The following is a 20450-nucleotide window of genomic DNA, read 5'->3' as shown; positions in this document are numbered from 1 at the left end:
ACTAGAGTTTGCGACACGTCCGCGCCAGCTGGCCTTCGAGCGGCAAGAGGCCTCGCTGCGCCTAATCCAGCCCGACTATTGGTCGACGCCACTGCCCGCCAACATTCTTTCCGGCGACGGCGTGGTGGACCGGCGCGGGCTAACCGGGTCCGCGCGGCTCTTGCGCGACCTACACAAGGTGGATGCCTACGCGTTTGAGACCCGGCAGCGGCACCAAGCGCTGACGCTAAACTTCGATCTGGCCGAGATGTTCCCGCTGGCCTTCCAGGCCTTCCGCGAAACAGGCTTTTTGGATTTCACTCTTCCAATCGTCAACATCGAGGATGAAATGCCGGGCTACTACTTGGCGCTGATCCGCGATAATTCAGTCTCGGTCGTGGCGCTTGTCGATCCTACCCGCGGGCTCCGCGCCCGCCTAACCTTTGGCGGTATCTCGCGCACGGTGGTGCGCACCGCCGCCGGCACGTTCGAGCTGGCGACGCTGCGCGGCCTGCCCGAATCCATGGCGCTGACGGCGGCGCGGTCTACATCCTCGGGTATCGAGTTGCAGCCCGAAGCGCCGCAGATTCGCGGCCCATTCGACGGGGCGGGCCTGGATGCGGCCTTCCAACGGTCGATGCCGACAGAGGCCAACCCACTGAACTACAACAGCATCGCGACAGTAGTGGTTACGGCAGAGATGACCGCCCTGCACGACCCCGACTACGAGGCGCGGGTCCTGGCCAGGCGCCCGGCACGACGCAGCGTCACCCGGGTCTTCGACATTCGAGATGCCTTCCCAGGCTCCTATTACGACCTTAACAACCCCGATCAGTCGCCGACGCCCATGTTGGTTCGGTTCGAGACTCAGCGCGAGGACTTCCCGCCCAACCTTTCCGACCTGACTGTAGAGACGGTGGTCTTGTACGTTGTGCGCAAGGCCGGCGCGCGCTTTGAACAAGAGATCCGCGCCTTCGAGTTCTCGCCCGAAGACATGCCGGGCCAGTTTGGCGGTGCCGCCGCGACCGTTGCGGGCAAGATCAGCACCCGGGCGGGCTATGGCGCAGCGCTACTGCCGATCATTGGACTGCCACCTGTCGGACGTTGGCACCTGGCCTTCCCCGACGACCCGCCAGGTGACACCAGCGCACGGGATCGGTTCAGCAATGCGGAGATCGAATCGGTTTTTCTGGCCCTCACCGTCTCGGGGGCGACCGCGCGACCCTAGCTAAAGAATGCTGGGCCTTTACGGGCCGCCGTCCACTGGCTGGCCGGATCAGAATGAGAGGTGAACTTTGGTTGCACCTCGCTGGCGGCACCGAATGCGGCTTCATCTAACGTGTCGAGATACTCGCGAACGGCGCGAGGGGCATCGGTCGGGTCGATGTCGGAGGCGCGCCATTCTTCTTTGGGTGTCGAATTCTGCTTGTTGGCATCCGCCTCGATCAGGCTGGCATCAATTGCCAGGCGCTGACCGCAGACCAAACCTTCCGCGATGCAGCGCGCCACAGTCGTGTCGAACAGATGACGCAGCAGTTCACTCTCGCGAAATCTCGGCAAAACTGGTCGGCTCAGACCGCCTGAGAATTACAGTTGCTAGACAAGCAGACATTCGCGCGAGACGCAGCATCGGTGCCTTTGGGCTCACTGCCGCCATCGAAGCCAGACGCAGCATAGTGATGGCAAGCTTGGATCTGGCGATGGGGACGGCCTAAAGCCGACGTTGGACACGGTGCTTGATTGCTGCGTTTGGAGCCTGCATTGCTGCCATAAGACGCTTCGGCGAGATGTATGCTTCACCTAAGGTGCGCACGGCGGACCAAAGCAATCGTAGGCGCACAGACCTAGTTCCACTTTTGGGTAATTTTTTTGATTTGGTCGATGGAGTTCAAGTTGATGGGAGAGCAATCAACTCAGCATTCTCTCAGAAACATCCTCGAGAAGATCATGCAGTTCGAATTCCGAACCTTTTTCCGCGAGCCCCTTGTCTTGCAGGATGAACGACAGGCCATGCACGAAACTCCATAGCAGAAATCCGCGGCGGCGCACTTCGTCCGTGATTCCTTGCTCGCCAAGACATTTTGCAACCTCGGTCAAAAGAATGCCAAAGCTTTGCTGTCCACCTTCCTCTAAACGAGGGTCGGCGATGCGATCTGTGAATCCGCCAAACTTCAGCCGAAATACTCCCGGCTCGTTCTGAGCAAAGGCAATATACTCCATGCCGATAGCGGTAATACGTTCCGGTGATCCTTCTGGTAGGCCTTCTAACGCTTTCAGCATGTTTTGGCGATGCCTGCCCATGCCCTCAAGAACGACGGCGACAAGCATTTCTGTCTTGTCTTTGAAGTGCTTATAGGGGGCGGCGGTGGACACCCCCGCCAGTTTGCAAGCCTCGGAAACCGAAAAGCTGTCCGGGCCTTTTTCTTCCACCAACTGCCGGGTTGCTTCAATGAGTGCCGCGCGCAGGTCACCATGATGATAGGATTTCTTCTTCACCGATCCACGGTCAGTTTTACTGGCTGTAGCCAAGGTTTTTTCTGTGCTCGTCATGATCCAACATGTCGCAGATCACGTAATACTTGTCAAAGTGAGAGCTTCTAACATATGTTAGAGGCGCTAACTTGATGAGGTCCTGTAATGCCGAATCCTGCGAAATCTTCCTCTGAACCCAACCAGCAAAGCCTGTTGTGGCGTCTCTTGCACGCGACTTTTCGGTTAGGGGTGACTGTCAGCGTCATCGCTGTTGCATCAGCTGCGGTCTTCTTTGGAAGCTCCGAGCTAACGCGCCGGGCGGACGCCGTACCCGCACCAGATGCTGCATCAGTGACCCCTGTTTCCGTCACACCGATCACGTCCGAGGCGCAGTATACTGTTGATCGCGTTTTCATCGGTCAGGTCGAACCGCAACGATCGGCAAATGTGTCATTCGAACTGAATGGTACTCTGGATCAAATCCTGGTGGATGAGGGCGACGAAGTGGCAAAGGGTCAACTTCTGGCGACACTAGATATCGCGCTATTAAAGGTTGAACGTGACCGCCTGACCGCATCACGCAATGCCATTGCTGCACGGCTTAGCTTTGCGCAGAAAACGGTTGGACGAAACACAAAACTTGTCGAACAGGGCTTTACCAGTCAGGCACGTCTGGACGAGGCGCTGGCGCAACAGGATGAGTTGTCGTCCAGAATTGGCGAGCTTGATGCGGCCTTACATGACGTGACGGTTCGGATAGAAAAATCCAGCATTGAGGCACCGTTCGCAGGGCAAGTTACTTCACGCCACGTGGATGGAGGCGAGACCTTGCGCTCTGGCGAATTGGTGCTGGGTATGGTCGAGGTCATGTCGCCGCAGGTGCGGATTGGAATACCACTAGACATGGCACCTGAACTCTTGTCGGATGTAGAGATCGAAATAGCGGGTAAAATACACCAGGCAGAACTCGTGACACTGCGGCCCGATATTGACCCGGTCACCCGCACCCGCACAGCCTTGTTCAATCTAAAAAATGAGCCGGAAATCGCGTTCGGCCAGACTGCACGTGTGCATGTCATCGAACCGGTTCAAAGTGCAGGAACCTGGGTTCCGACAACCTCGCTGAAGGAAGGAAGCAGAGGCCAGTGGACGTTGTTGGTGGCGGACGTTCAGAAAACCGTGCGTTTGGCCACGGTCGAAGTGCTTCACGCCGAAGATGACCGCGTCTTTGTACGTGGAGCGTTCCCTGCCGGCACGGTCCTGATAGATCAGGGACCTCAGCGTGTCACCGTTGGTCAACGTGTCGCCTTCGAAACCGACCAGTAGTGGAGCGATCCCATGGAAACTCTGACCTTTCGCCACCCCCGGCTTGTCGCTCTTATCATCTTGGTCCTTGTATCCGCGGGGTTATCGTCGTTCCTGTCACTGGGTCGCCAAGAAGATCCGACAATCACCAACCTTTTTGCAACCGTAACCACTCAATTTCCGGGCGCAGATCCTGAACGCGTCGAAGCCCTCGTCACGGCGGAGATCGAGGAAGAGCTTCGCAAAATCGCCGAAGTGGATGAAGTCAGCTCGGTATCCCGTTCGGGCGTTTCCGTTGTCTCTGTCGAGCTGGTTGAGACGCTGGACGAAACCACCATCGAACAAGTTTGGGCTGAAGCGCGAGATGCGGTTGAGGATGCCAGTCAGAATTTCCCGGCGGGCGTATTACCTCCGGACTTTGATGCAGAAGGAATTTCGGCCTTTTCCGCGGTCATCGCGGTGGCGGCCGAGACTCCGGATTTTCCGGTTACACTGCTGTCTCGCCACGCCGAAACTCTAGGTGACCGGCTGCGCGCGATACCTGCGACACGGGCCGTGGACTACTTTGGTCAGCCAGTCGAAGAAGTTCTGGTTAGTGTTGATATGGACAAGGCAGCGGCCTTGGGGCTCAGCGCGGCCGAAATCTCCCAGCGTATTACACAAGCCGATGGCAAAGTTCAGTCCGGCCGGCTGCACTCCGCTGTGGACCTCACGATTATCGTCAGCGGCGAAATCGAGACCCTGAACCGTATCCGCGACATCGTCCTGCGCGAAAGTGCCGAAGGCGCTGTGGTGCAGCTAGGCGATATTGCCAGCATCGACCGAGGCGCACGCAACCCGCAGTCGTCCATCGCATTCGCTAACGGCAAGCCCGCGGTTCTGGTGGGCGTACTGGCTCAAGACGGTGTTCAGATCGACCGTTGGACCGGTTTTCTACGGGACGAGCTTGCGAATGGTGCGGCATCGGTGCCTTTGGGCATTCAGGTACTGCTCTTGTTCGATCAAAGCCAATACACGACGGACCGCCTGACAGAAGTTGGGATCAACATGGCTATAGGTGTGGCGCTTGTGGTGGCAGTGCTGTTCGTGACCCTGGGCGTGCGCGCTGCGGCGATTGTCGCTTTGGTGCTGCCGGTTGTTTCCTTGGCCACTCTGGCCACGATGAACATGATCGGTTTGCCCATTCACCAGATGTCCGTCACCGGTCTGATTGTGGCATTGGGTTTACTCGTTGACGCGGCCATCGTGATGACCGACGAAATTCGGCGTCGCTTGCAGGAAGGGATGGCGCGCCAGGAGGCCGTCCGGGACGCTGTCCGCCGACTGGCCGCGCCCTTGCTCGCATCGACCGTCACAACCGCGCTTGCCTTCACACCGATGATCTTGCTTCCAGGGCCCGCCGGGGACTTTGTCGGCGCGATCGCCATCTCTGTGGTGCTTATGCTGATATGGTCGCTGCTTGTTGCACTGACTGTAACGCCGGCGATTTCGGGCTGGCTTTTGTCAGATCGCGCCGATGCCGGAATGCTGAGCCGCGGCGTGAGCATCCCTCTGCTTGCGCACCTGTTTGAAGCTTCTATCCGATTGTCCGTCGCCAACCCGGTGCGATCCATCGTGCTGGCCTTGATTTTGCCTGTGCTGGGCTTTGCGGCCTTTCCAACTCTGACGGCGCAGTTCTTTCCAGGCGTAGATCGTAACCAATTCTATATCGAAGTCGATATGCCAGGTGGCACATCAATCGCCACGACCGAAGCAACCGCGCGACAGATCGACGAAATGCTGCTGGCGGATGAAGGCGTGAAGAGCGTCTATTGGACGGTCGGAGAATCTGGCCCTGCCTTCTACTACAACATTGTCGGCAACCGCTCAGGGGAGCCCGGCTTTGCGCAGGCCATGATAACAACCGAAACCGCAGACGACGCTGCACGTATGGTTGGGGCATTGCAGAGCCAGCTGGACACTGAGTTTCCCGACGCTCAGATTATTGTGCGTAATCTCGTGCAGGGCCCGCCGGTTGCAGCACCGGTTGAGGTCAAAATACAAGGGCAGGACATCACGGTTCTTCGCAAGCTAGGCGATGAAGTGCGCTCGATCATGGCCAATCTTGATTTGGTGACCCAGGCTAGGGCCAGCGTCAACGGCGGCAACCCGCAAATCCGGTTCGAGATTGATGAGGTCAAAGCCCGCTTGCTAGGTTTGGACGTGGCTGATATCGCCCGCCAGTTGGATTTTGCACTGGTCGGCGTTACCGGCGGTTCGCTGATCGAAGGAACAGAACAACTGCCTGTGCGTGTGCGTCTGGGCGAGGAGGTCCGATCGGATCTCAATGCAGTTGTCAGCATGCCCATTCTGCTGCCGAACGCGGCCACCGTTTCTGCAACGGGCGTATTTCCCGCCGTGCCGCTGTCAGAATTGGCCCGCCCCGTTATTGAACCAGCCGAAAGCGTCATAACCCGAACAGACGGCATTCGCGAAAACACCATTCAGGCATTTATCGTCCCGGGTGTATTGCCCGAAGAGGCGTTGCAGGATGTTTTGGCGGCGCTTGATGCGTCGGGATTTGCTTTGCCACAAGGCTACACCATGTCCATGGGTGGCGACAGCGACGCCCGGTCCAACACTGTCGGAAACCTGCTCGCATCCGTTGGCTTGATCGTCACATTGTCAATTGCGGCCATTGTGCTCACGTTCAACTCCTTCCGGCTGACCCTTGTAACCCTTGTGGTGTGCGTCTTGTCCGCGGGACTTTCGATGTTGTCACTGGCCGTCATGCAATTCCCGTTTGGCATCACGGCGATTATCGGCGTCATCGGCTCAATAGGTGTGTCCGTCAATGCCGCCATCATCATTCTGACGGGATTGCAAAAAGACCCTGATGCAAGCCGCGGCGATCATATTGCCATGGCGCGGGTCGTCTCCGGATCAAGCCGCCACATCATCTCGACCACCGTGACGACCTTTGGCGGTTTCCTTCCACTGATCCTCGGTGGGGGCGCGTTCTGGCCACCATTCGCAGTGGCGATCGCCGGTGGCGTATTGTTGTCGACCGTCGTGTCCTTTTACTTCACACCGCCGGTCTTCGCATTGGTCTATCGAGGACGATTTGGGAAACGACATCTGTCTACTCACCAAACACCCAAATCCGACAACGCGGTACTTAGGCTCGCTGCAGAATAAGGTTTCCGATCATTTCTGCTTGCTAAATACTCTTCGCCCAAAGCTGCATTTGTCCGCCATAAGTCCCAAGGATTTCGGCAAGAACTCTCTTCTTACCGCTGCATCGACACTGCATCTAACTGACATGCCCGCCTTGTTCGGATATGGACGGCCCAATCCGGACCTTAAGCGACAACACCCGATTCTGCAGTGCGGCCGGCCTAAACCGGATGAGGTGGGTGGCTCCTGCTCCAGCGGCATCGAATGTGCCAAAATGCAGTTATCATCGACTGCTAGGTTCTGGACCCATTAATTTGGTTGCCGTCATCTCGGCTGCGTGATTCAAACCCCTGAGTTTCAGGGGTATAACATGAGTAGTCTATTTTGGCTGACCGACGAGCAGATGGCGCGGCTTCAGCCTTACTTTCCAAAGAGCCATGGCAAGCCGAAAGTTGATGATCGTCGTGTACTGAGCGGGATTATTTTCATCAATCGCAATGGGTTACGTTGGTCCGATGCGCCACGTGAATATGGACCACCAAAGACACTGTACAACCGTTGGAAGCGGTGGAGCGATATGGGTGTATTCGCTCGGATCATGACCGGGCTGGCTGCTGAAGGCACGGATCACAAGACGATTATGATTGACGCAACATATCTCAAAGCGCGCCGCACGGCCTCCAGCCTGCGGTTGAAAAAGGGGCGCGCGGCAGGCTGATCGGGCGTACCAAGGGTGGCATGAATACGAAACTGCACGCTGTTGCTGACAGCCTCGGACGCCCCATCCGCTTCTTCATATCCGCGGGCTAGGTCAGCGATTACACGGGAGCCAAGGCTCTGGTGAACAGTCTGCCATCGGCGGACTGGCTACTGGGAGATCGAGGCTATGACGCAGACTGGTTCCGCGAAGCCCTTGATGACAGGGGAATTAGGTCCTGCATCCCAGGCCGACATTCACGCGACAAGCCTGTCCGGTACGACAAGCGTCGCTACAAACGCCGCAACCGCATTGAGATCATGTTCGGTCGTCTGAAGGACTGGCGGCGGATTGCCACCCGATATGACAGATGCCCAAAGGTATTCCTTTCGGCCATCGCTCTAGCAGCTACCGTGCTGTTCTGGCTGTAAATCAATGGGTCTGGAGCCTAGCAGTCCAAGACAACTGCAGTATGGCGCATCGCGACGCCGGTGGAGCAGGAGCCACCCACTCCATCCGGAATGGGCCGTTGAAAGAAGATGAATGAGGGAGCAGCTTGGGGCTATGGTGTTCTCTCTGCAACTACTATCCTTTCATTGCCTGCTGGAGAATCGTGAGCATCCGCCCCAATGGGTCTCCGAAGAAAGGATGCGCGGTGGCAGGTTGGAAAGTTTGCCGAAACTTGACATTGGGAGCTGATCAAGTTGGTCAAGAGGAATTTTCTGGTGACCGGGGCAAACAAGGGCATTGGGTTTGCCATCGCCGAACGGATTCTCGAAGAGGCCGACGATACGTTCGTGTTCCTCGGCTCAAGGGACCCCGATAAAGGTGCGGCCGCTGTTGAAAGCCTTCGGCAGGGCGGGGCGGGCCGAACCGGTCGAGTCCAAACCGTCGAGCTCGACGTAGCGAGCGATGAATCTGTTGGTCGGGCGGCACAGAAGGTGCGAGAGGCATGTGTTAGAGAGAAGCTGTATGGTATCGTCAACAACGCAGGCATCGGCTTTGGCTCCAACGATCTGGGTAATGTGCTCAACGTGAACACACGGGGTGTCCAGCGAGTATGCGCCACAATCCTTCCACTTCTCGCTGATGGCGGGCGGATCGTGAATGTCACGTCCGCTGCCGGCCCGAACTTCGTGGCAACATGTAACAGGGAAAAACGAACCTTCTTCACGCGCCCGGACGTGACTTGGGACGAGATCGAGAGGCTGATGGAAGAGTGCATTGCCATCGCCAATGATGCGGATGCGTTCTCATCTCGAGGACTGGGCGACGGCTCGGCCTATGGATTGTCAAAGGCCTGCGCCAACGCCTATACACTCCACCTGGCGCGGGAGTACCCTCAGTTTGTCATCAATGCCTGCACGCCCGGTTTCATCGCGACGGATCTGACCCGTCAATATGTGGAGGGCAGGGGAAAACCTCCTGAGGAGCTGGGCATGAGATCCCCGCGAGATGGCGCCAACTCGGCGATTTTCCTTTTGTTTGGAAAACCAGTGGGTAGCGGGCATTATTACGGAAGCGACGCTAAACGCAGCCCAATGGATCGCTACCGAGCACCGGGAAGCCCTCCACACGCAGACAATTGAGTGGTGTGGGGCTCACCTCCACCATACCAAACTCCGCTTCTGTGAAGCCGTACGGTCACGACAGATTTGACGGCTTGCAGCGAATGACTGCATGTTTAGACAGCCAATCGTGGCTCACGAAATTGAAAAGGTCCAACTGTGAAGCATGTCGGAAGCTGTCACTGTGGTGCGATCCGTGTTGAGTTGGAAACGACCCGCATTCCCCAAGATCAAGTTCTTGGGGCTTGTCAGTGCTCGTTTTGCCGCAAACACAACGCGAGGGCTTTCTCCGATCCTTCAGCAAAATTGGTGATCACGGCTTCAGAGCCAGATGCGTTGCAAATGTATGAATTTGGCCTGCGCACTTCAAAACAGGTCATTTGTAAACGCTGTGGCGTTTACGTTGCCATGATCTTGTTTGACGACGAAAGAGTGCTGAGTGTTCTAAACATTGATACGCTTGATGAACGGGCGTTATTCACACAAGTGGTGGAACCTCGTGTTTATGATACTGAAAGTACCACGGAGCGGATTGCGCGACGCAGGCAGCGATGGACACCTACGACACTTGTTGGCTGGCCAGCCTGAACTTACTAACCAATTCAAGCTCAGACGGGCGCACCTTCGGGTGCAAGTATCGTCATGCCTACTTTTTTGGCCACGGCCATGATTGCCGGAATGTCTGGTGGTCCATCCGGGATCGGAATGTCTGTCGTTCCATCCGGCATTGCCTCGCCCGCTTCAGTAAAGAAAGTATCGTGCATAGCTCCAGGGGCGTTGATGCATAGTAGGCGTCCTGGGCTTTGTCCAATACAGGTGAACGCATGAATTGCACCGTCGGGAACTTTTACAAAATCGCCGCTGGTTACCCTTTTCGTTTCGTCGTTCAGCAGAAATTCAAACTCGCCATCTAGCACGTAGAAACTTTCATCTTCGCCAGCATGATGGTTAGGCGGAGCACCGGCGCCTGGAGCGCTTTTGATTTCAACGATTGTGCAGCGATTTCCGGTTTCAGCTGGAAACGCGTGGAACTTCAGAAGGTTGCCAAGAAGGTGATATGTGCGAGGACGAGACTGCGTCATCTGAACGATTCCCTTTACTTCAATAACCACCTTCTTATGATACATATATCTACTTATGAGACAAGTGTATCACTAGGGAGAGGCGGGTTGGCCCCTCGTACCAATCAAAAGAACAGAACAAGAGAGGCATTGCTGGCAGCGGCCCGTGAACTCATGTCCGACGGGGAAAGCGTGACGTTGGCAAAAGTCGCCGAGCGCGCGAGAACCGGCAGAGCGACGGTGTATCGGTATTTCTCCGATCCAGGCGTATTGGCCTTAGACGCGACCCTCGACATAGAGGTGATCCCGACTTCAAAACTGCTGGAAGGGCTTACTGATGTAAGAGAACGTGTGAATGCGGTGGCGCGCTACTATCTGGATTTCTCCCGTGAACATGAGGCTTACTTCCGCCAGTTTCTAGCGGAATCGCTCAAGGCATCACTGCAAGCAGGCACTGTCAAAATGCGCGGCGCGAGACGAGTAGCAGCATTTGGTGAGGCGCTTGAGCCCGTGCGAAAGTCGATGACGCCGCAAGACTACGAAGACCTGACTTCGCGTCTGGCCATGACGACGGGCATGGAACAGTTCATTATACTAGAGGACATTCTGCGCGTAGATCAGGATACAGGCTACCGACTACAGGGTGGTCTGGTGGGAGCCCTGCTTGATCAATATCTACCGCAAATGTGAAAGGCGATAGAAACGTTCTCTCGGCCAAACGGCCGCTATGTCCCCACTCGGTGTGTTCGCTTTCCCAACGATTTTGCGCCCGCAGCGAATGGCCGCCGTGTGGGCTGCGACCGCAGCATCTTCAAGGCAGGGTCAATGGCAGCTCAGGGCCGGAGTAATGGTGGCGAAATTTTCAGGCTACCTAGGATCTCTGCAACGTCGCATGATCGCAGAGAGTGCATATTGACCGATGCCGCGTCTTGCGAGAACGTCCGCTTATACTTTGAAAGGCTGAATGCTCTGTTAAATTTGGAAGATTTAACTTTACGTCGCGCCGTTGAAAAGTTTGACCCAGACGCGCGTCTTCTTGCGATTGAGCGCATGAAAGGGGGCGTGTCCGCCGACGTACACAGTCTGGCGGTCGAACAACCCGACGGAAACAAAAGCCGGGTTGTGCTGCGACTGCATGGTGAGACCCATTATGGGCACAACGCTGAACTTGAGTTCGAAATTCTTTGCGCACTTTTTCGGGCAGGTATTCCGGTCGCAAGGCCAGTCAGCGTCGATACGAGTTGCGCGTTTTTGGAACACCCTTACCTGATCATCGAGTTTGTTGAGGGGACCTCTGAAATCGCCGAATCTACGCTCGAAGCGCGCATCGAGACCATGGTTGAGGCACTTTCAACGGTACATAGCGTTCCAGTAAGCGTCATGCCCTCTCTTCCTCGCCGAATTGATCCTATTCCCGAGATATTGGAGTTCTTGCCCGCAAACGCAGAATGGCATGAGCTCCGAAACTATCTCAGACAGCTCCAGAATTCGGCTTTCACTGGCCCAGATGTGGTCTTGCACGGTAATTATTGGCCATCAAATCTCATCTGGTCTGAGGATAGAATTGCCGTAATACTCGATTGGGAAGACGCCGCATTTGGCGATCCGCTGTCCGACGTCGCATGCGCGTCCTTGGAATTAAGATTCATCCACGGGATGGAAGGAAAGCGTCTCTTTGAAAGAGCCTATGCGAAACACCGCAGCATTGACGCAGACAGATACGCATTGTGGGTCGCTTACGTTTCATCCGCGGCATTGAAGTACATGGGAGCATGGGGGCTCGAGAGATCTCGAGAAGAGCACATGCGTCAGATGGCACGAGAGGCCCTTCGCGAATCCGCGGCGTGTCTGCTCTGAGACCCTTCCCTCCACTTGCTTGAATCAAAGTCAACTCGCGCGAAACGATGCCTGGTAGCTGGTTGGCGAGGTGTGCACATGTCTATGGAACGCCCGTCGCATGTGTTCTTGATCCCGACAGCCACAGACCATCGCTACGGTCTTCATGCCGTGATTGCTCTGTTCCAGCAGATTTCGTGCCGCATCGACACGCAAACGTTCAAGAGATTTTGCCGGATAAAAGCCCACGGTCGCAGTATAGCGGCGCGAAAAGCTGCGCGCGCTCATCGCGCAATGTTCCGCCATATCGTTAACACTGATTGATTGCCTCATATTCTTACGCAGCCAGTCATGGAGATCAGCAAGCACGCCTTCGGTGTCTTTGGTCTGTCGGACCAAATCCGCACTGAACTGTGACTGTCCTGACCGTTCTTGAACTGCTTGCCGTCGCCGATGGTGGCGACAATGGCCGAAGCGGTAATGCGGCCGACACCAGGGACCGTTCGTATTCTCTTGGCACGCTCATCGATCAGGGAGTGATACTCGATGAGCTTGTCGTAAAACGTCACGCGCTCGCCGAGCGAGACAACCTGGTCGCAGAGTGTCTTGAGCATGCTCTTCGCCACGTCAAGAATGTCCGGAATGTCATCGGTCTGGAACGTCTTTACGAAGCGCATCGCGGCAACCGGTCCGTTCCCGATCACATAACCAAACTCACGAAGAATACCCTGGACCACGTTTAACATCTGAGTTTTCTGGCGAACAACCAACTGGCGCACTCGATGCATCGTAAGCAGGGCCTGTTGCTCCTTCGACTTCACCGCCAAAAACCTCATCGTCGGGCGAGTCACGGCTTCGCAAATCGCTTCTTCATCCACAGCGTCGGCCTTGCCGCGTTTGACATATGGCTTCACGTAAACGGCGGGCATCAGGCGTACGTCGTGGCCGATGGCGCTCAACTCTCGTGCCCAATGGTGGGCCGAGCCGCAGACCTCGATGCCGACAAGACAGCTCGGCAGCGTCTCGAAAAACTTGAGCAACTGTCTGCGCCGGATCGAACGATTGAAGACGACCGTGCCGTCGGTCGAAATGCCATGAACCTGAAAAACATCCCTGCCGAGATCCAATCCTATTGTCGTAACTTACATGATGGGGCTCCTTTCCTGACAGAAGATCACTTCTGTACCAAGCCGCATCGCGCCACAGTCAGGTGCAGACGTCATCCACCCCATCCGCGATGTGTGAGTCCGATAGGTTCCTACTTCCGCATACGCAGCGAAGGTCTGCAATGCGGGCTGCGACCGCAGCATGACGACTACGGATTGGATGTCTCCTTTGGGCCGTCTTTAGAGGAGGTTCGTTTCTCACCCAAAAGTTCTCTATTTCAGAGACTTGAGGCTATTTTGTTCAAACTTTTATGTTAGACGACTGTTTGACTGAAGCGCGGAATTCGACCGGTGTTTGCCCAAAGACCCGTTGGAATTCACGATAAAAATTAGATCGCGCCATAAAGCCGGATTGTGTGGCAATAGATGTGACGCTTTCCTCCGTATCGGACAATAGATGAGCAGCGTGCTGGAGCCGAAATCGGTTCACATATTGTGACATGTTTAAACCTTGCGTCCTGTTGACCACCGCAGAGAGGTTGCGGGTTGGAACAGTCAAACGGCGGGCAAGACGCTGCACTGTGATGTCGGGTTCAAGATAGAGCCGTTGCTCCACCATCAAACGGTCTAGCCGATTCAGAAGCTCCTGGTCCTCCTTAGCCGATTCCAATGTTCGATCCGGCACCGCTTGGGGCTTCGAAAGCATCTTTGGTAATGTGATCAGGGTAGCCAGCAACAACATGAGCAGCGGAACCGTTCCATAGGATATGAGCAGTGACGTGTTTGCCCCTCGCGTCAGAGCAAAATCGAGCGCAATCGCACTATCGAGAGCGAGGACGAAGAGGAGAAACCCAGCGCTGCGCAGCACCCAGTTCGACAGCGTTCCGCTGACTGAGACAGGGGCTTGGATGAGCGCATCTGGTCCCCGGCGCCAAAGCAGGAACAAGGCAACACAGTAGAACGCGTAGCTGGCAGAGATCACCAAGTCGAGAAAGCGCAAATCGAAGGGCGTACGGACAAAGAACATTATGACAGCCACGGCGGCACTGAGATGCAATAGCGCCAGCCTCAGGGCACGGGATTGTCCAATGGTCAAAGACGCAAAGCCCAGATAGAGCGTGGGCGCAACAAAGAGCGGCACGGTGCGCTGCAGCGGGATCAGGTTCTGAAATCCATAGCCAAACCTAAGAGCGACCAGACAGGACGACAGCGCGCCCAATCCAAAAAAGCCTGCAAAGAACGCATTGGCGTATTTTGATCCCAAATTCAGCTTAAACACTAGCCCAGCAAGCGTGGCGCAGAGCAGTGCGGTGGCCATAGGCAAAGGCAAACTGACCAGCGACGGAGTATCCATCTGTCCACTTTCTGCCTGTGCCTGTCCTAGATCAAGATCAAGGACAAGAATAGATGCTCCAACCCGTTGTTACAATTTGATTTACCGCTCAGTTTTGGTTTGACCGATACCCAAGCGCGGAGACTATTATGCGACCTACAACCTTTGTGTTGGCCAGTGTTCTGGCGGCCCTATCCACCCTAGCACAGGCGCAGCCTTTTCACTCTGCCATGGCGGATCTGACGATCGCCGATCCAGATGGTGACCGGCATCTGTCCGGATTCATCTGGTACCCGACCGAGGCCACCGGGCCGCTAAGCTTCGACCTTGAAAGCGTCGTGTGGGAGAGCAGTCAGGTCATCAAGGATGGGGACCCTGCAAAAGGCCGTTTTCCTCTGGTTGTTTTGTCTCACGGAATGTACGGCAACGCCTATAACCAGGCATGGTTTGCCAATGCCCTGGCCCGACGGGGCTATGTTGTCGCTGCCGTGAACCACCCGGGAACTTCGACCTGGTCGCGCGATCCCGAGGTGACGCGTCAACTGTGGGAAAGGCCTAAAGATATTTCCCGGGTCATCGACCATGCGACGGCCACCCCCGAACTCGCCATGATGGTGGACCCCGCGCGCGTGTTCATGGCGGGCCATTCTCTGGGCGGTTTCACTGCTATCGCACTGGCGGGTGCTCGTTACGATGCAGCGCGATTGAACCTGGTTTGCGCAGAAATGCCCGATGAGCTTACGTGCAATATTCTCTCGAACTGGAAAGTAGCGCAAACGGATGAAGATCGCGTGCGGATGGAAGCTGATCTTTCTGATCCCCGGATAAGTGCCTTCGTTGTTTTTGATCTGGGAGGCACTCAGAGTTTCTCGGATACCAGCCTTGCTCGGATCGACCGCCCGTTGCTGATCTACGGTGCGCCCATCATGAATTCCGGTCTGACGCTCGACATCGAGTCCCGCGCGTTGCGTAGTGCAGTGGCGCCGGGCATAGCTCGCTATGTCGAGCCAGAAACCCTGTCGCATTTTGATTTCCTGGGGCGGTGCAAACCCGGCGGCTATGAAATCCTCCAAAAAGAAGAGCCTGGCGACGAGATCATCTGCGCAAACGGCGGTGCGCGTCGTGCGGCAAAGCACGAGAAGATCATCGAGGAAGCGGGAAGTTTCTTCGATGACGCGAAACCTTAGTGCTGAAACTTTCCGTGGTGATGCAGTGACTTTCAAGTCGTTGCGAAAGGCAGCTTTGTAAAGCTGCATTGCAGCGCCGACGGTATCGATCAATGTCGCCTTTGGGCCGATCACTTTGACGATATACCAATCTACTTGTCTACTTCGTGACTACCAGTCGCTCAGCAACCCATGGAAAAACGATGTGTTCCAATCGCTCGCTGACCTTCTCGCGATGATCTCCTGCATAGACATCCAAACGGTGCGGGATGCGTTCTTTGCCAAACTCTTGCGATAAATCAAGTGTTCCCTTCGGGATGTGCAAGAATTGATCATTTAGACCGACATCCAATGCCAGCCCCTTCAGTTGGCGCAGATTGTCGCGGGCAGCGTGGACCTGCCGAACAGGCATCTCATCCAGGTATTGGTCAAACACCGCATCGTTCAGAATGACCTCTCCTCGCACGACCTCAAATGGAAACTCTCCGTAGATCGGCTCTGCCTCTACATCGGGGTTGAATGCCGTCACAATCCCGAGGAAAGCAATTGGGTAGAAATCGCGGCTATCGATAAGGTTCTGAAGATCCTCCGGCCCACTGATCGATGCAGCACGCTGCCAAGCATCATTGCCAAAGCTAAGGTCATCGTTGGCGGCAAGGCAACAGGGGCTAAGGGCCCAAACCACGGAGAAGACGCCTGGACGCGTCATCGCGAGATGAAGCGCGCCATAGCCACCCATGGAGTGGCCCACAACGGCGCGACCTGCGTCATCAGGGATGGTCCGGAACCGCGCATCGACTTCCCCGACCAGATCGTCCGCAATGTAGTCAGCCCAGTTTCCGCTAACGGGAGAGTTGCGATAGAACCCGCCACCGTATTTATTTCCGCCATTGGGCATCACCACGATCACCTCGGGAATTTGCCCGGCTCCGATGAGACGATCCAATATCGTTGGCACCCCGAAATTCTCTGTCCAGACCCCGTAATCGTCAAAGATGCCATGAAGCAGGTAGACCACCGGGAAGTGACTGTCTGGCTGCTGGTCGTAACTGGGCGGAAGATAGATGGCGGCGGACTGAAGGTTGGAGCTGCCAAGTAGATTACCCTCCAGCGCGGGTGCTGAAACCTTGATCTCAATGACGCGGCCTGTGGCTTCGATGCCGGACTGTGCAAGCGATAGTGTAGGGGCGAAGGCAAGGACGACCGCAAAAGACAGAGCCCAACTTCGAATGATCGGCATCACGCTACCCTCCCATGTAAATACCGTTTACATTTAGGGGTTGCTGAGCACTACGCAAGGGTTTGCCTCTCCACTCGTTGATTGACTTGACGCCGCAGCGAATGGCCGCAATGCGGGCTGCGAGCGCAGCATGCCAACAGCATCTCGAAGTTCCTGAAAGGACCGCGAGCCACACAAATTTCTATCCCTCGCCTCCGTTAAACGGCATCGGAGAACCGTGGACGATAATCAAATGACGCGCTGATCGAGTTCGGTGGGATCGTCAACATCGACGTGCCAAAATACCGGCGGAACTTGGATTGCATATCACCGAGGAACTTACGCTCCCATTCATTCAGGCCAACCGAGGCAAGGGCCTGGGCGATGTTGCCTTGGATTGGCTTTGTCGCGAACATTGGCCGGTAGGTTGCACCTTCGCGCGGTTTGATCCAACAGGTGCCTGGTCTGTAACGCTATTTTGGAATGCCCAGTGATCGACTTCAAAGGTGCACACTATCCACAATCTGTGATCCTGTTTGCGGTCTATTTCTACGTTCGCTACGGCGTCTCGTATCGTGACCTGGAAGAGATCATGGCGGAACGTGGGGTGTCGGTTGATCATGCGACGCTGAACTGCTGGGTCGTGAAGTATTCACACTTGGCCGCTCGCGCGGCGCAGAAACGGAAGGCCAAGACAGCGGATTCTTGGCGCATGGACGAAACCTATGTGAAAGTTCGCGGTGAGTGGGTCTATCTGTACCGGGCCGTCGATCGTGACGGTCAAACCTTTGATTTCATGCTTTCCGAGAAGCGAGATACGAAATCCGCTAAGAAATTCTTCGCCAATGCACTGCACAACAATGGCATTCCGAAACGGATCACCATTGACCAAAGCAGGAGCAATGCGGCCGGGATCAAAGAGATCAACAAAATGTTCAAGCGATTGCGGATACCGGTTACGATTGACACCGTCAGATCAAAATACTTAAACAACATTATTGAGCAGGATCACCGGTTCATCAAACGGCTTACGAGGCCGATGCTCGGTTTAAAAAGCTTCGCCTCTGCCGCCGCGACACTTGCGGGGATCGAGACAGCCAACATGATCCGCAAGGGGCAGCTTGGGCCTTCGACAAACGGATTCCGTCAATTTGCAGAGCTCGCAGTATAAACTTTTCCAGGTAAAGCGATAGCTTCGAACCACGCTAAAGATTGCGACACAGCCGCCATTAGCCAAGGGTAGTGTACGGCATTCAGGTCCCAAAGATGGTGATGTGCGTCAATCCAATTGGTCATGTTCGCGGCACCTCTGCCATCCGAGCCAGAATGTCGACGCCTTGCTGTTTCCAGAAGTGGAGAAGGTCAATGAATATCCAGTTTTCGGCCAGTTTATCCCCGGAGCGCCGATAGATATCGATCACCCGGAACTCACCCGCCTTGTCGGTCGCGGGCATACCCATGAATCCGCCGGTGGGACGTGCAGTGAAATTCGGCCACCCGAAGAAACCACCGTAGTGTCCTTCGGCCATACGGCAGATGTGGTTGGTCTTTGAGCGATCTGCAAACGACGCGCGGAAGGGCCCAGCATGCTGTTTTGCATAGCGCCCGATCGTGTAGGTGGCACCGATGCCCGAGGGGCCCCACCAGATCATATCCTCGGACCAGGTCCGGCGCAATTCGTCCTCAAGGCTCAGGCCGCTGTCCCACCGACCGAGATCCGAGATCATCGCGTTGATCGTAGCCAACGTCCGCTCACCTTCCTCGGTCGGTTGAGGATCGAACATCAGACCATTATGGGTCATCGGTCCGGGCTGAACCAGCTGCGCGGCGGTTTGGGGCGGGAAGGGTTGCAGGCCCGCCTGCATCATCAGGTGGGGGATGTCGAAATACATCGCAGTCTCGGCGATCTCGCCGTTCTCGACTTTGTTGAACTCGCAATAGCGCAGAAAGGCCATCTTGCCAGTGGGCGGAATACCCAGCCAGCCTGTGTCGAACAATCCCATCAGATGACCCATCGAGACCACCCAGACCGAGTTGAAGCCGTCGATCTCGTTCGCGCCCGCCATAAACACGTCCATCCGGCGCTGCAGGCCGGTCAGACTGGCCCGCAGCGGTTGCCAGAAAGTGCCGGCCACTTCATCGATTCCCTGCAGTTCATTGAAGGGGTGGAATCCACGCCAGATAAGCCCATCGGCGCAGTAGTCCGAAAGCGCTTCTGGAAGAGTCGACTCCTCGGATCGACTCAGTGCCTTGTAAAAACCGAGGACAAGATTCTTCTCGGAATCATATGACATTTTATTATCTTTCAATGCCTTAAGGGGATCACAGAGCTGGTGTCCGCAGCGTTTGCATTCGCATGCAAAAAAAGCTTGCCATAGGCTCCGCTGAATGTCTATGCTTCTGCAAGCGTATGCATGAATTATGCGCAAGGGAGGACAGTATGGCCGAAATTCAACTTCGAAATGTCGGTAAGCGTTGGGGATCTTTTGTCGGCGTGGACAATTTTGACCTCACAATTGCCGACAAGGAGTTTTTGGTGCTTCTTGGTCCTTCAGGGTGTGGCAAGACCACGACCATGCGCATGATTGCAGGGCTGGAAGATGCGACTGAAGGCGACATCCTGATCGACGGTGCACGCGTCAACGAGATGGAGCCCAAAGACCGCGATGTTGCCATGGTGTTCCAGTCTTATGCGCTTTACCCGAATATGAATGTCTATGAGAATATTCGGTTCCCATTGAAAGTCAGGGGCATCGACCCTGCTACCCATGACGAAAAGGTGCGCCGCGCCTCGGCCATGGTCGAATTGGATGACTTCCTGCATCGCAAACCGGCGGAACTATCTGGTGGTCAGCGGCAACGTGTAGCGCTGGCTCGTGCTATTGTGCGCGAACCGAACGTGTTCCTGATGGATGAGCCGCTGTCGAACCTAGACGCCAAGCTGCGCGTTTCGACGCGCGCTCAGATCAAGAATCTGAGCCATGAACTTGCAGTCACTACCATCTACGTGACCCATGACCAGATTGAGGCGATGACCTTGGCGGATCGTGTGGTGATCATGAAACAGGGGGTGGTTCAACAGGTTGGCTCTCCGACCGATATCTATGATGAACCCGCAAACACATTTGTTGCCAGCTTTATTGGCAACCCTGCGATGAACCTTGTTGATGGCGAGGTTCAGGGTGGTGTGTTCCGCGCCCAAAGCACCGAGGTGCACGGGCTGAACGCGCCAGACGGTCGCATTACGCTGGGCTTTCGCGCCGAGGATGCCAATGTCGTTGACAGCGGCGGCGAAATCAACGCGCCGATCTATACGCAAGAGCTGTTGGGAGACAGCACCATGGTCTCGGTCCGCATCGGTGGTGCGCTGGTCTCGGTCAAGGCTGACAAAACCTATCGGGCCGAAATCGACGATCAGGTTTCGATCCATATCCATACCGATCATTGCCACCTGTTCGATGCACAAACAGGTGCGCGTCTGGCCGGATAACGACGAAATCAAACCCGTAAAAAACGGGTCAAACCCGGGTGCAGACTTCGAAGATGCACCCA

17 protein-coding genes and 2 pseudogenes are annotated in these 20450 nt (G+C 55.8%); 11 read left to right on the top strand and 8 right to left on the bottom strand.

Features of this window, described 5'->3' with window-relative positions:
• Nucleotides 1–1207 (top strand): Tc toxin subunit A-related protein (locus Q5Y75_RS22090; RefSeq protein WP_306201627.1); only part of this gene is annotated, 1207 nt, incomplete at its 5' end.
• Here the strand turns inward: Q5Y75_RS22090 and Q5Y75_RS22085 are convergent.
• Together Q5Y75_RS22085 and Q5Y75_RS22080 are read right to left on the bottom strand one after the other, a co-directional pair.
• A pseudogene (locus Q5Y75_RS22085) lies at nucleotides 1207–1533 on the bottom strand (IS5/IS1182 family transposase); the annotation flags it as partial. The gene Q5Y75_RS22090 and the pseudogene Q5Y75_RS22085 sit on opposite strands and share 1 nt — an antisense overlap.
• A gap of 354 nt (nucleotides 1534–1887) precedes the next feature.
• Nucleotides 1888–2529: a TetR/AcrR family transcriptional regulator gene (locus Q5Y75_RS22080; RefSeq protein ID WP_306201625.1), complete on the bottom strand. Its 642-nt coding sequence runs from the start codon at nucleotides 2527–2529 to the stop codon at nucleotides 1888–1890.
• 87 nt (nucleotides 2530–2616) lie between these two features.
• On the opposite strand from Q5Y75_RS22080, the gene Q5Y75_RS22075 reads away from it, so the two are divergent.
• The 5 genes and pseudogenes from Q5Y75_RS22075 (at nucleotide 2617) to Q5Y75_RS22055 (ending at nucleotide 9765) form a co-directional block, all read left to right on the top strand.
• Nucleotides 2617–3777 carry an efflux RND transporter periplasmic adaptor subunit gene (locus tag Q5Y75_RS22075; protein WP_306201623.1) on the top strand — a complete coding sequence of 387 codons (1161 nt, stop codon included), beginning with the start codon at nucleotides 2617–2619 and terminating at the stop codon, nucleotides 3775–3777.
• A 12-nt stretch (nucleotides 3778–3789) separates the two neighbouring features.
• Nucleotides 3790–6933 (top strand): efflux RND transporter permease subunit, encoded by a 3144-nt coding sequence (locus Q5Y75_RS22070; RefSeq protein WP_306201621.1) that lies wholly within the window; start codon nucleotides 3790–3792, stop codon nucleotides 6931–6933.
• Between the two features lie 349 nt (nucleotides 6934–7282).
• A pseudogene (locus Q5Y75_RS22065) lies at nucleotides 7283–8040 on the top strand (IS5 family transposase).
• Nucleotides 8041–8334: 294 nt separating this feature from the next.
• Nucleotides 8335–9198 (top strand): SDR family NAD(P)-dependent oxidoreductase, encoded by an 864-nt coding sequence (locus Q5Y75_RS22060; protein WP_306201619.1) that lies wholly within the window; start codon nucleotides 8335–8337, stop codon nucleotides 9196–9198.
• A 138-nt stretch (nucleotides 9199–9336) separates the two neighbouring features.
• Nucleotides 9337–9765: a GFA family protein gene (locus tag Q5Y75_RS22055; protein WP_306201617.1), complete on the top strand. Its 429-nt coding sequence runs from the start codon at nucleotides 9337–9339 to the stop codon at nucleotides 9763–9765.
• Nucleotides 9766–9785: 20 nt separating this feature from the next.
• On the opposite strand, the gene Q5Y75_RS22050 is transcribed toward Q5Y75_RS22055, so the two are convergent.
• Entirely contained in the window at nucleotides 9786–10304 is a 519-nt protein-coding gene (locus Q5Y75_RS22050) for a cupin domain-containing protein (protein WP_306201615.1), read from the bottom strand.
• Between the two features lie 42 nt (nucleotides 10305–10346).
• Between Q5Y75_RS22050 and Q5Y75_RS22045 the strand changes: the two genes are divergently transcribed.
• Together Q5Y75_RS22045 and Q5Y75_RS22040 are read left to right on the top strand one after the other, a co-directional pair.
• Nucleotides 10347–10928 (top strand): TetR/AcrR family transcriptional regulator, encoded by a 582-nt coding sequence (locus Q5Y75_RS22045; protein ID WP_306201613.1) that lies wholly within the window; start codon nucleotides 10347–10349, stop codon nucleotides 10926–10928.
• Between the two features lie 222 nt (nucleotides 10929–11150).
• The gene (locus tag Q5Y75_RS22040) at nucleotides 11151–12095 is read left to right on the top strand and encodes a phosphotransferase family protein (protein WP_306201611.1); all 945 of its coding nucleotides are present in this window, start codon (nucleotides 11151–11153) and stop codon (nucleotides 12093–12095) included.
• A 30-nt stretch (nucleotides 12096–12125) separates the two neighbouring features.
• Here Q5Y75_RS22040 and Q5Y75_RS22035 read toward each other — a convergent pair whose 3' ends face one another.
• The 3 genes from Q5Y75_RS22035 to Q5Y75_RS22025 all read right to left on the bottom strand — a co-directional run bounded on the left by Q5Y75_RS22035 (nucleotide 12126) and on the right by Q5Y75_RS22025 (nucleotide 14534).
• Nucleotides 12126–12380: a helix-turn-helix domain-containing protein gene (locus Q5Y75_RS22035; RefSeq protein WP_306201633.1), complete on the bottom strand. Its 255-nt coding sequence runs from the start codon at nucleotides 12378–12380 to the stop codon at nucleotides 12126–12128.
• Between the two features lie 23 nt (nucleotides 12381–12403).
• Entirely contained in the window at nucleotides 12404–13201 is a 798-nt protein-coding gene (locus Q5Y75_RS22030; RefSeq protein ID WP_306201609.1) for an IS110 family RNA-guided transposase, read from the bottom strand.
• A gap of 280 nt (nucleotides 13202–13481) precedes the next feature.
• Nucleotides 13482–14534, bottom strand: a complete 1053-nt coding sequence (locus tag Q5Y75_RS22025) for a helix-turn-helix domain-containing protein (protein WP_306201608.1) — start codon at nucleotides 14532–14534, stop codon at nucleotides 13482–13484.
• Nucleotides 14535–14743: 209 nt separating this feature from the next.
• Here Q5Y75_RS22025 and Q5Y75_RS22020 point away from each other — a divergent pair, with 209 nt between their 5' ends.
• A complete protein-coding gene (locus tag Q5Y75_RS22020; protein ID WP_306201606.1) occupies nucleotides 14744–15700 on the top strand; it encodes an alpha/beta hydrolase family protein in 957 nt (318 codons plus the stop codon).
• Between the two features lie 139 nt (nucleotides 15701–15839).
• Here the strand turns inward: Q5Y75_RS22020 and Q5Y75_RS22015 are convergent, their stop codons facing one another.
• Complete coding sequence (locus tag Q5Y75_RS22015; protein ID WP_306201631.1) at nucleotides 15840–16919, bottom strand: alpha/beta hydrolase; 1080 nt, start codon at nucleotides 16917–16919, stop codon at nucleotides 15840–15842.
• Between the two features lie 469 nt (nucleotides 16920–17388).
• On the opposite strand from Q5Y75_RS22015, the gene Q5Y75_RS22010 reads away from it, so the two are divergent.
• Nucleotides 17389–18069 carry an IS6 family transposase gene (locus Q5Y75_RS22010; RefSeq protein WP_306201558.1) on the top strand — a complete coding sequence of 227 codons (681 nt, stop codon included), beginning with the start codon at nucleotides 17389–17391 and terminating at the stop codon, nucleotides 18067–18069.
• Nucleotides 18070–18190: 121 nt separating this feature from the next.
• On the opposite strand, the gene Q5Y75_RS22005 is transcribed toward Q5Y75_RS22010, so the two are convergent.
• Nucleotides 18191–19192, bottom strand: a complete 1002-nt coding sequence (locus tag Q5Y75_RS22005; protein WP_306201604.1) for an ester cyclase — start codon at nucleotides 19190–19192, stop codon at nucleotides 18191–18193.
• Nucleotides 19193–19338: 146 nt separating this feature from the next.
• Here Q5Y75_RS22005 and Q5Y75_RS22000 point away from each other — a divergent pair, with 146 nt between their 5' ends.
• Nucleotides 19339–20388 (top strand): ABC transporter ATP-binding protein, encoded by a 1050-nt coding sequence (locus Q5Y75_RS22000; RefSeq protein ID WP_306201602.1) that lies wholly within the window; start codon nucleotides 19339–19341, stop codon nucleotides 20386–20388.
• Nucleotides 20389–20450 lie beyond the last annotated feature (62 nt).

Origin of the sequence: Ruegeria discodermiae (assembly GCF_030758345.1) — a bacterium.
Taxonomy (GTDB): Bacteria; Pseudomonadota; Alphaproteobacteria; order Rhodobacterales; family Rhodobacteraceae; genus Ruegeria_C.
The sequence above is the reverse complement of the archived record's forward strand: the minus strand, read 5'-3'. Positions and strand labels throughout refer to the sequence as shown.

What these genes read in the sequence shown, in the direction of transcription:
- Q5Y75_RS22080 (WP_306201625.1), bottom strand. Translation starts at nt 2,529, where the DNA reads ATGACGAGCACAGAAAAAACCTTGGCTACAGCCAGTAAAACTGACCGT.
- Q5Y75_RS22075 (WP_306201623.1), top strand. Translation starts at nt 2,617, where the DNA reads ATGCCGAATCCTGCGAAATCTTCCTCTGAACCCAACCAGCAAAGCCTG.
- Q5Y75_RS22070 (WP_306201621.1), top strand. Translation starts at nt 3,790, where the DNA reads ATGGAAACTCTGACCTTTCGCCACCCCCGGCTTGTCGCTCTTATCATC.
- Q5Y75_RS22050 (WP_306201615.1), bottom strand. Translation starts at nt 10,304, where the DNA reads ATGTATCATAAGAAGGTGGTTATTGAAGTAAAGGGAATCGTTCAGATG.
- Q5Y75_RS22035 (WP_306201633.1), bottom strand. Translation starts at nt 12,380, where the DNA reads ATGGCGGAACATTGCGCGATGAGCGCGCGCAGCTTTTCGCGCCGCTAT.
- Q5Y75_RS22025 (WP_306201608.1), bottom strand. Translation starts at nt 14,534, where the DNA reads ATGGATACTCCGTCGCTGGTCAGTTTGCCTTTGCCTATGGCCACCGCA.
- Q5Y75_RS22020 (WP_306201606.1), top strand. Translation starts at nt 14,744, where the DNA reads ATGGCGGATCTGACGATCGCCGATCCAGATGGTGACCGGCATCTGTCC.
- Q5Y75_RS22015 (WP_306201631.1), bottom strand. Translation starts at nt 16,919, where the DNA reads ATGCCGATCATTCGAAGTTGGGCTCTGTCTTTTGCGGTCGTCCTTGCC.
- Q5Y75_RS22005 (WP_306201604.1), bottom strand. Translation starts at nt 19,192, where the DNA reads ATGTCATATGATTCCGAGAAGAATCTTGTCCTCGGTTTTTACAAGGCA.
- Q5Y75_RS22000 (WP_306201602.1), top strand. Translation starts at nt 19,339, where the DNA reads ATGGCCGAAATTCAACTTCGAAATGTCGGTAAGCGTTGGGGATCTTTT.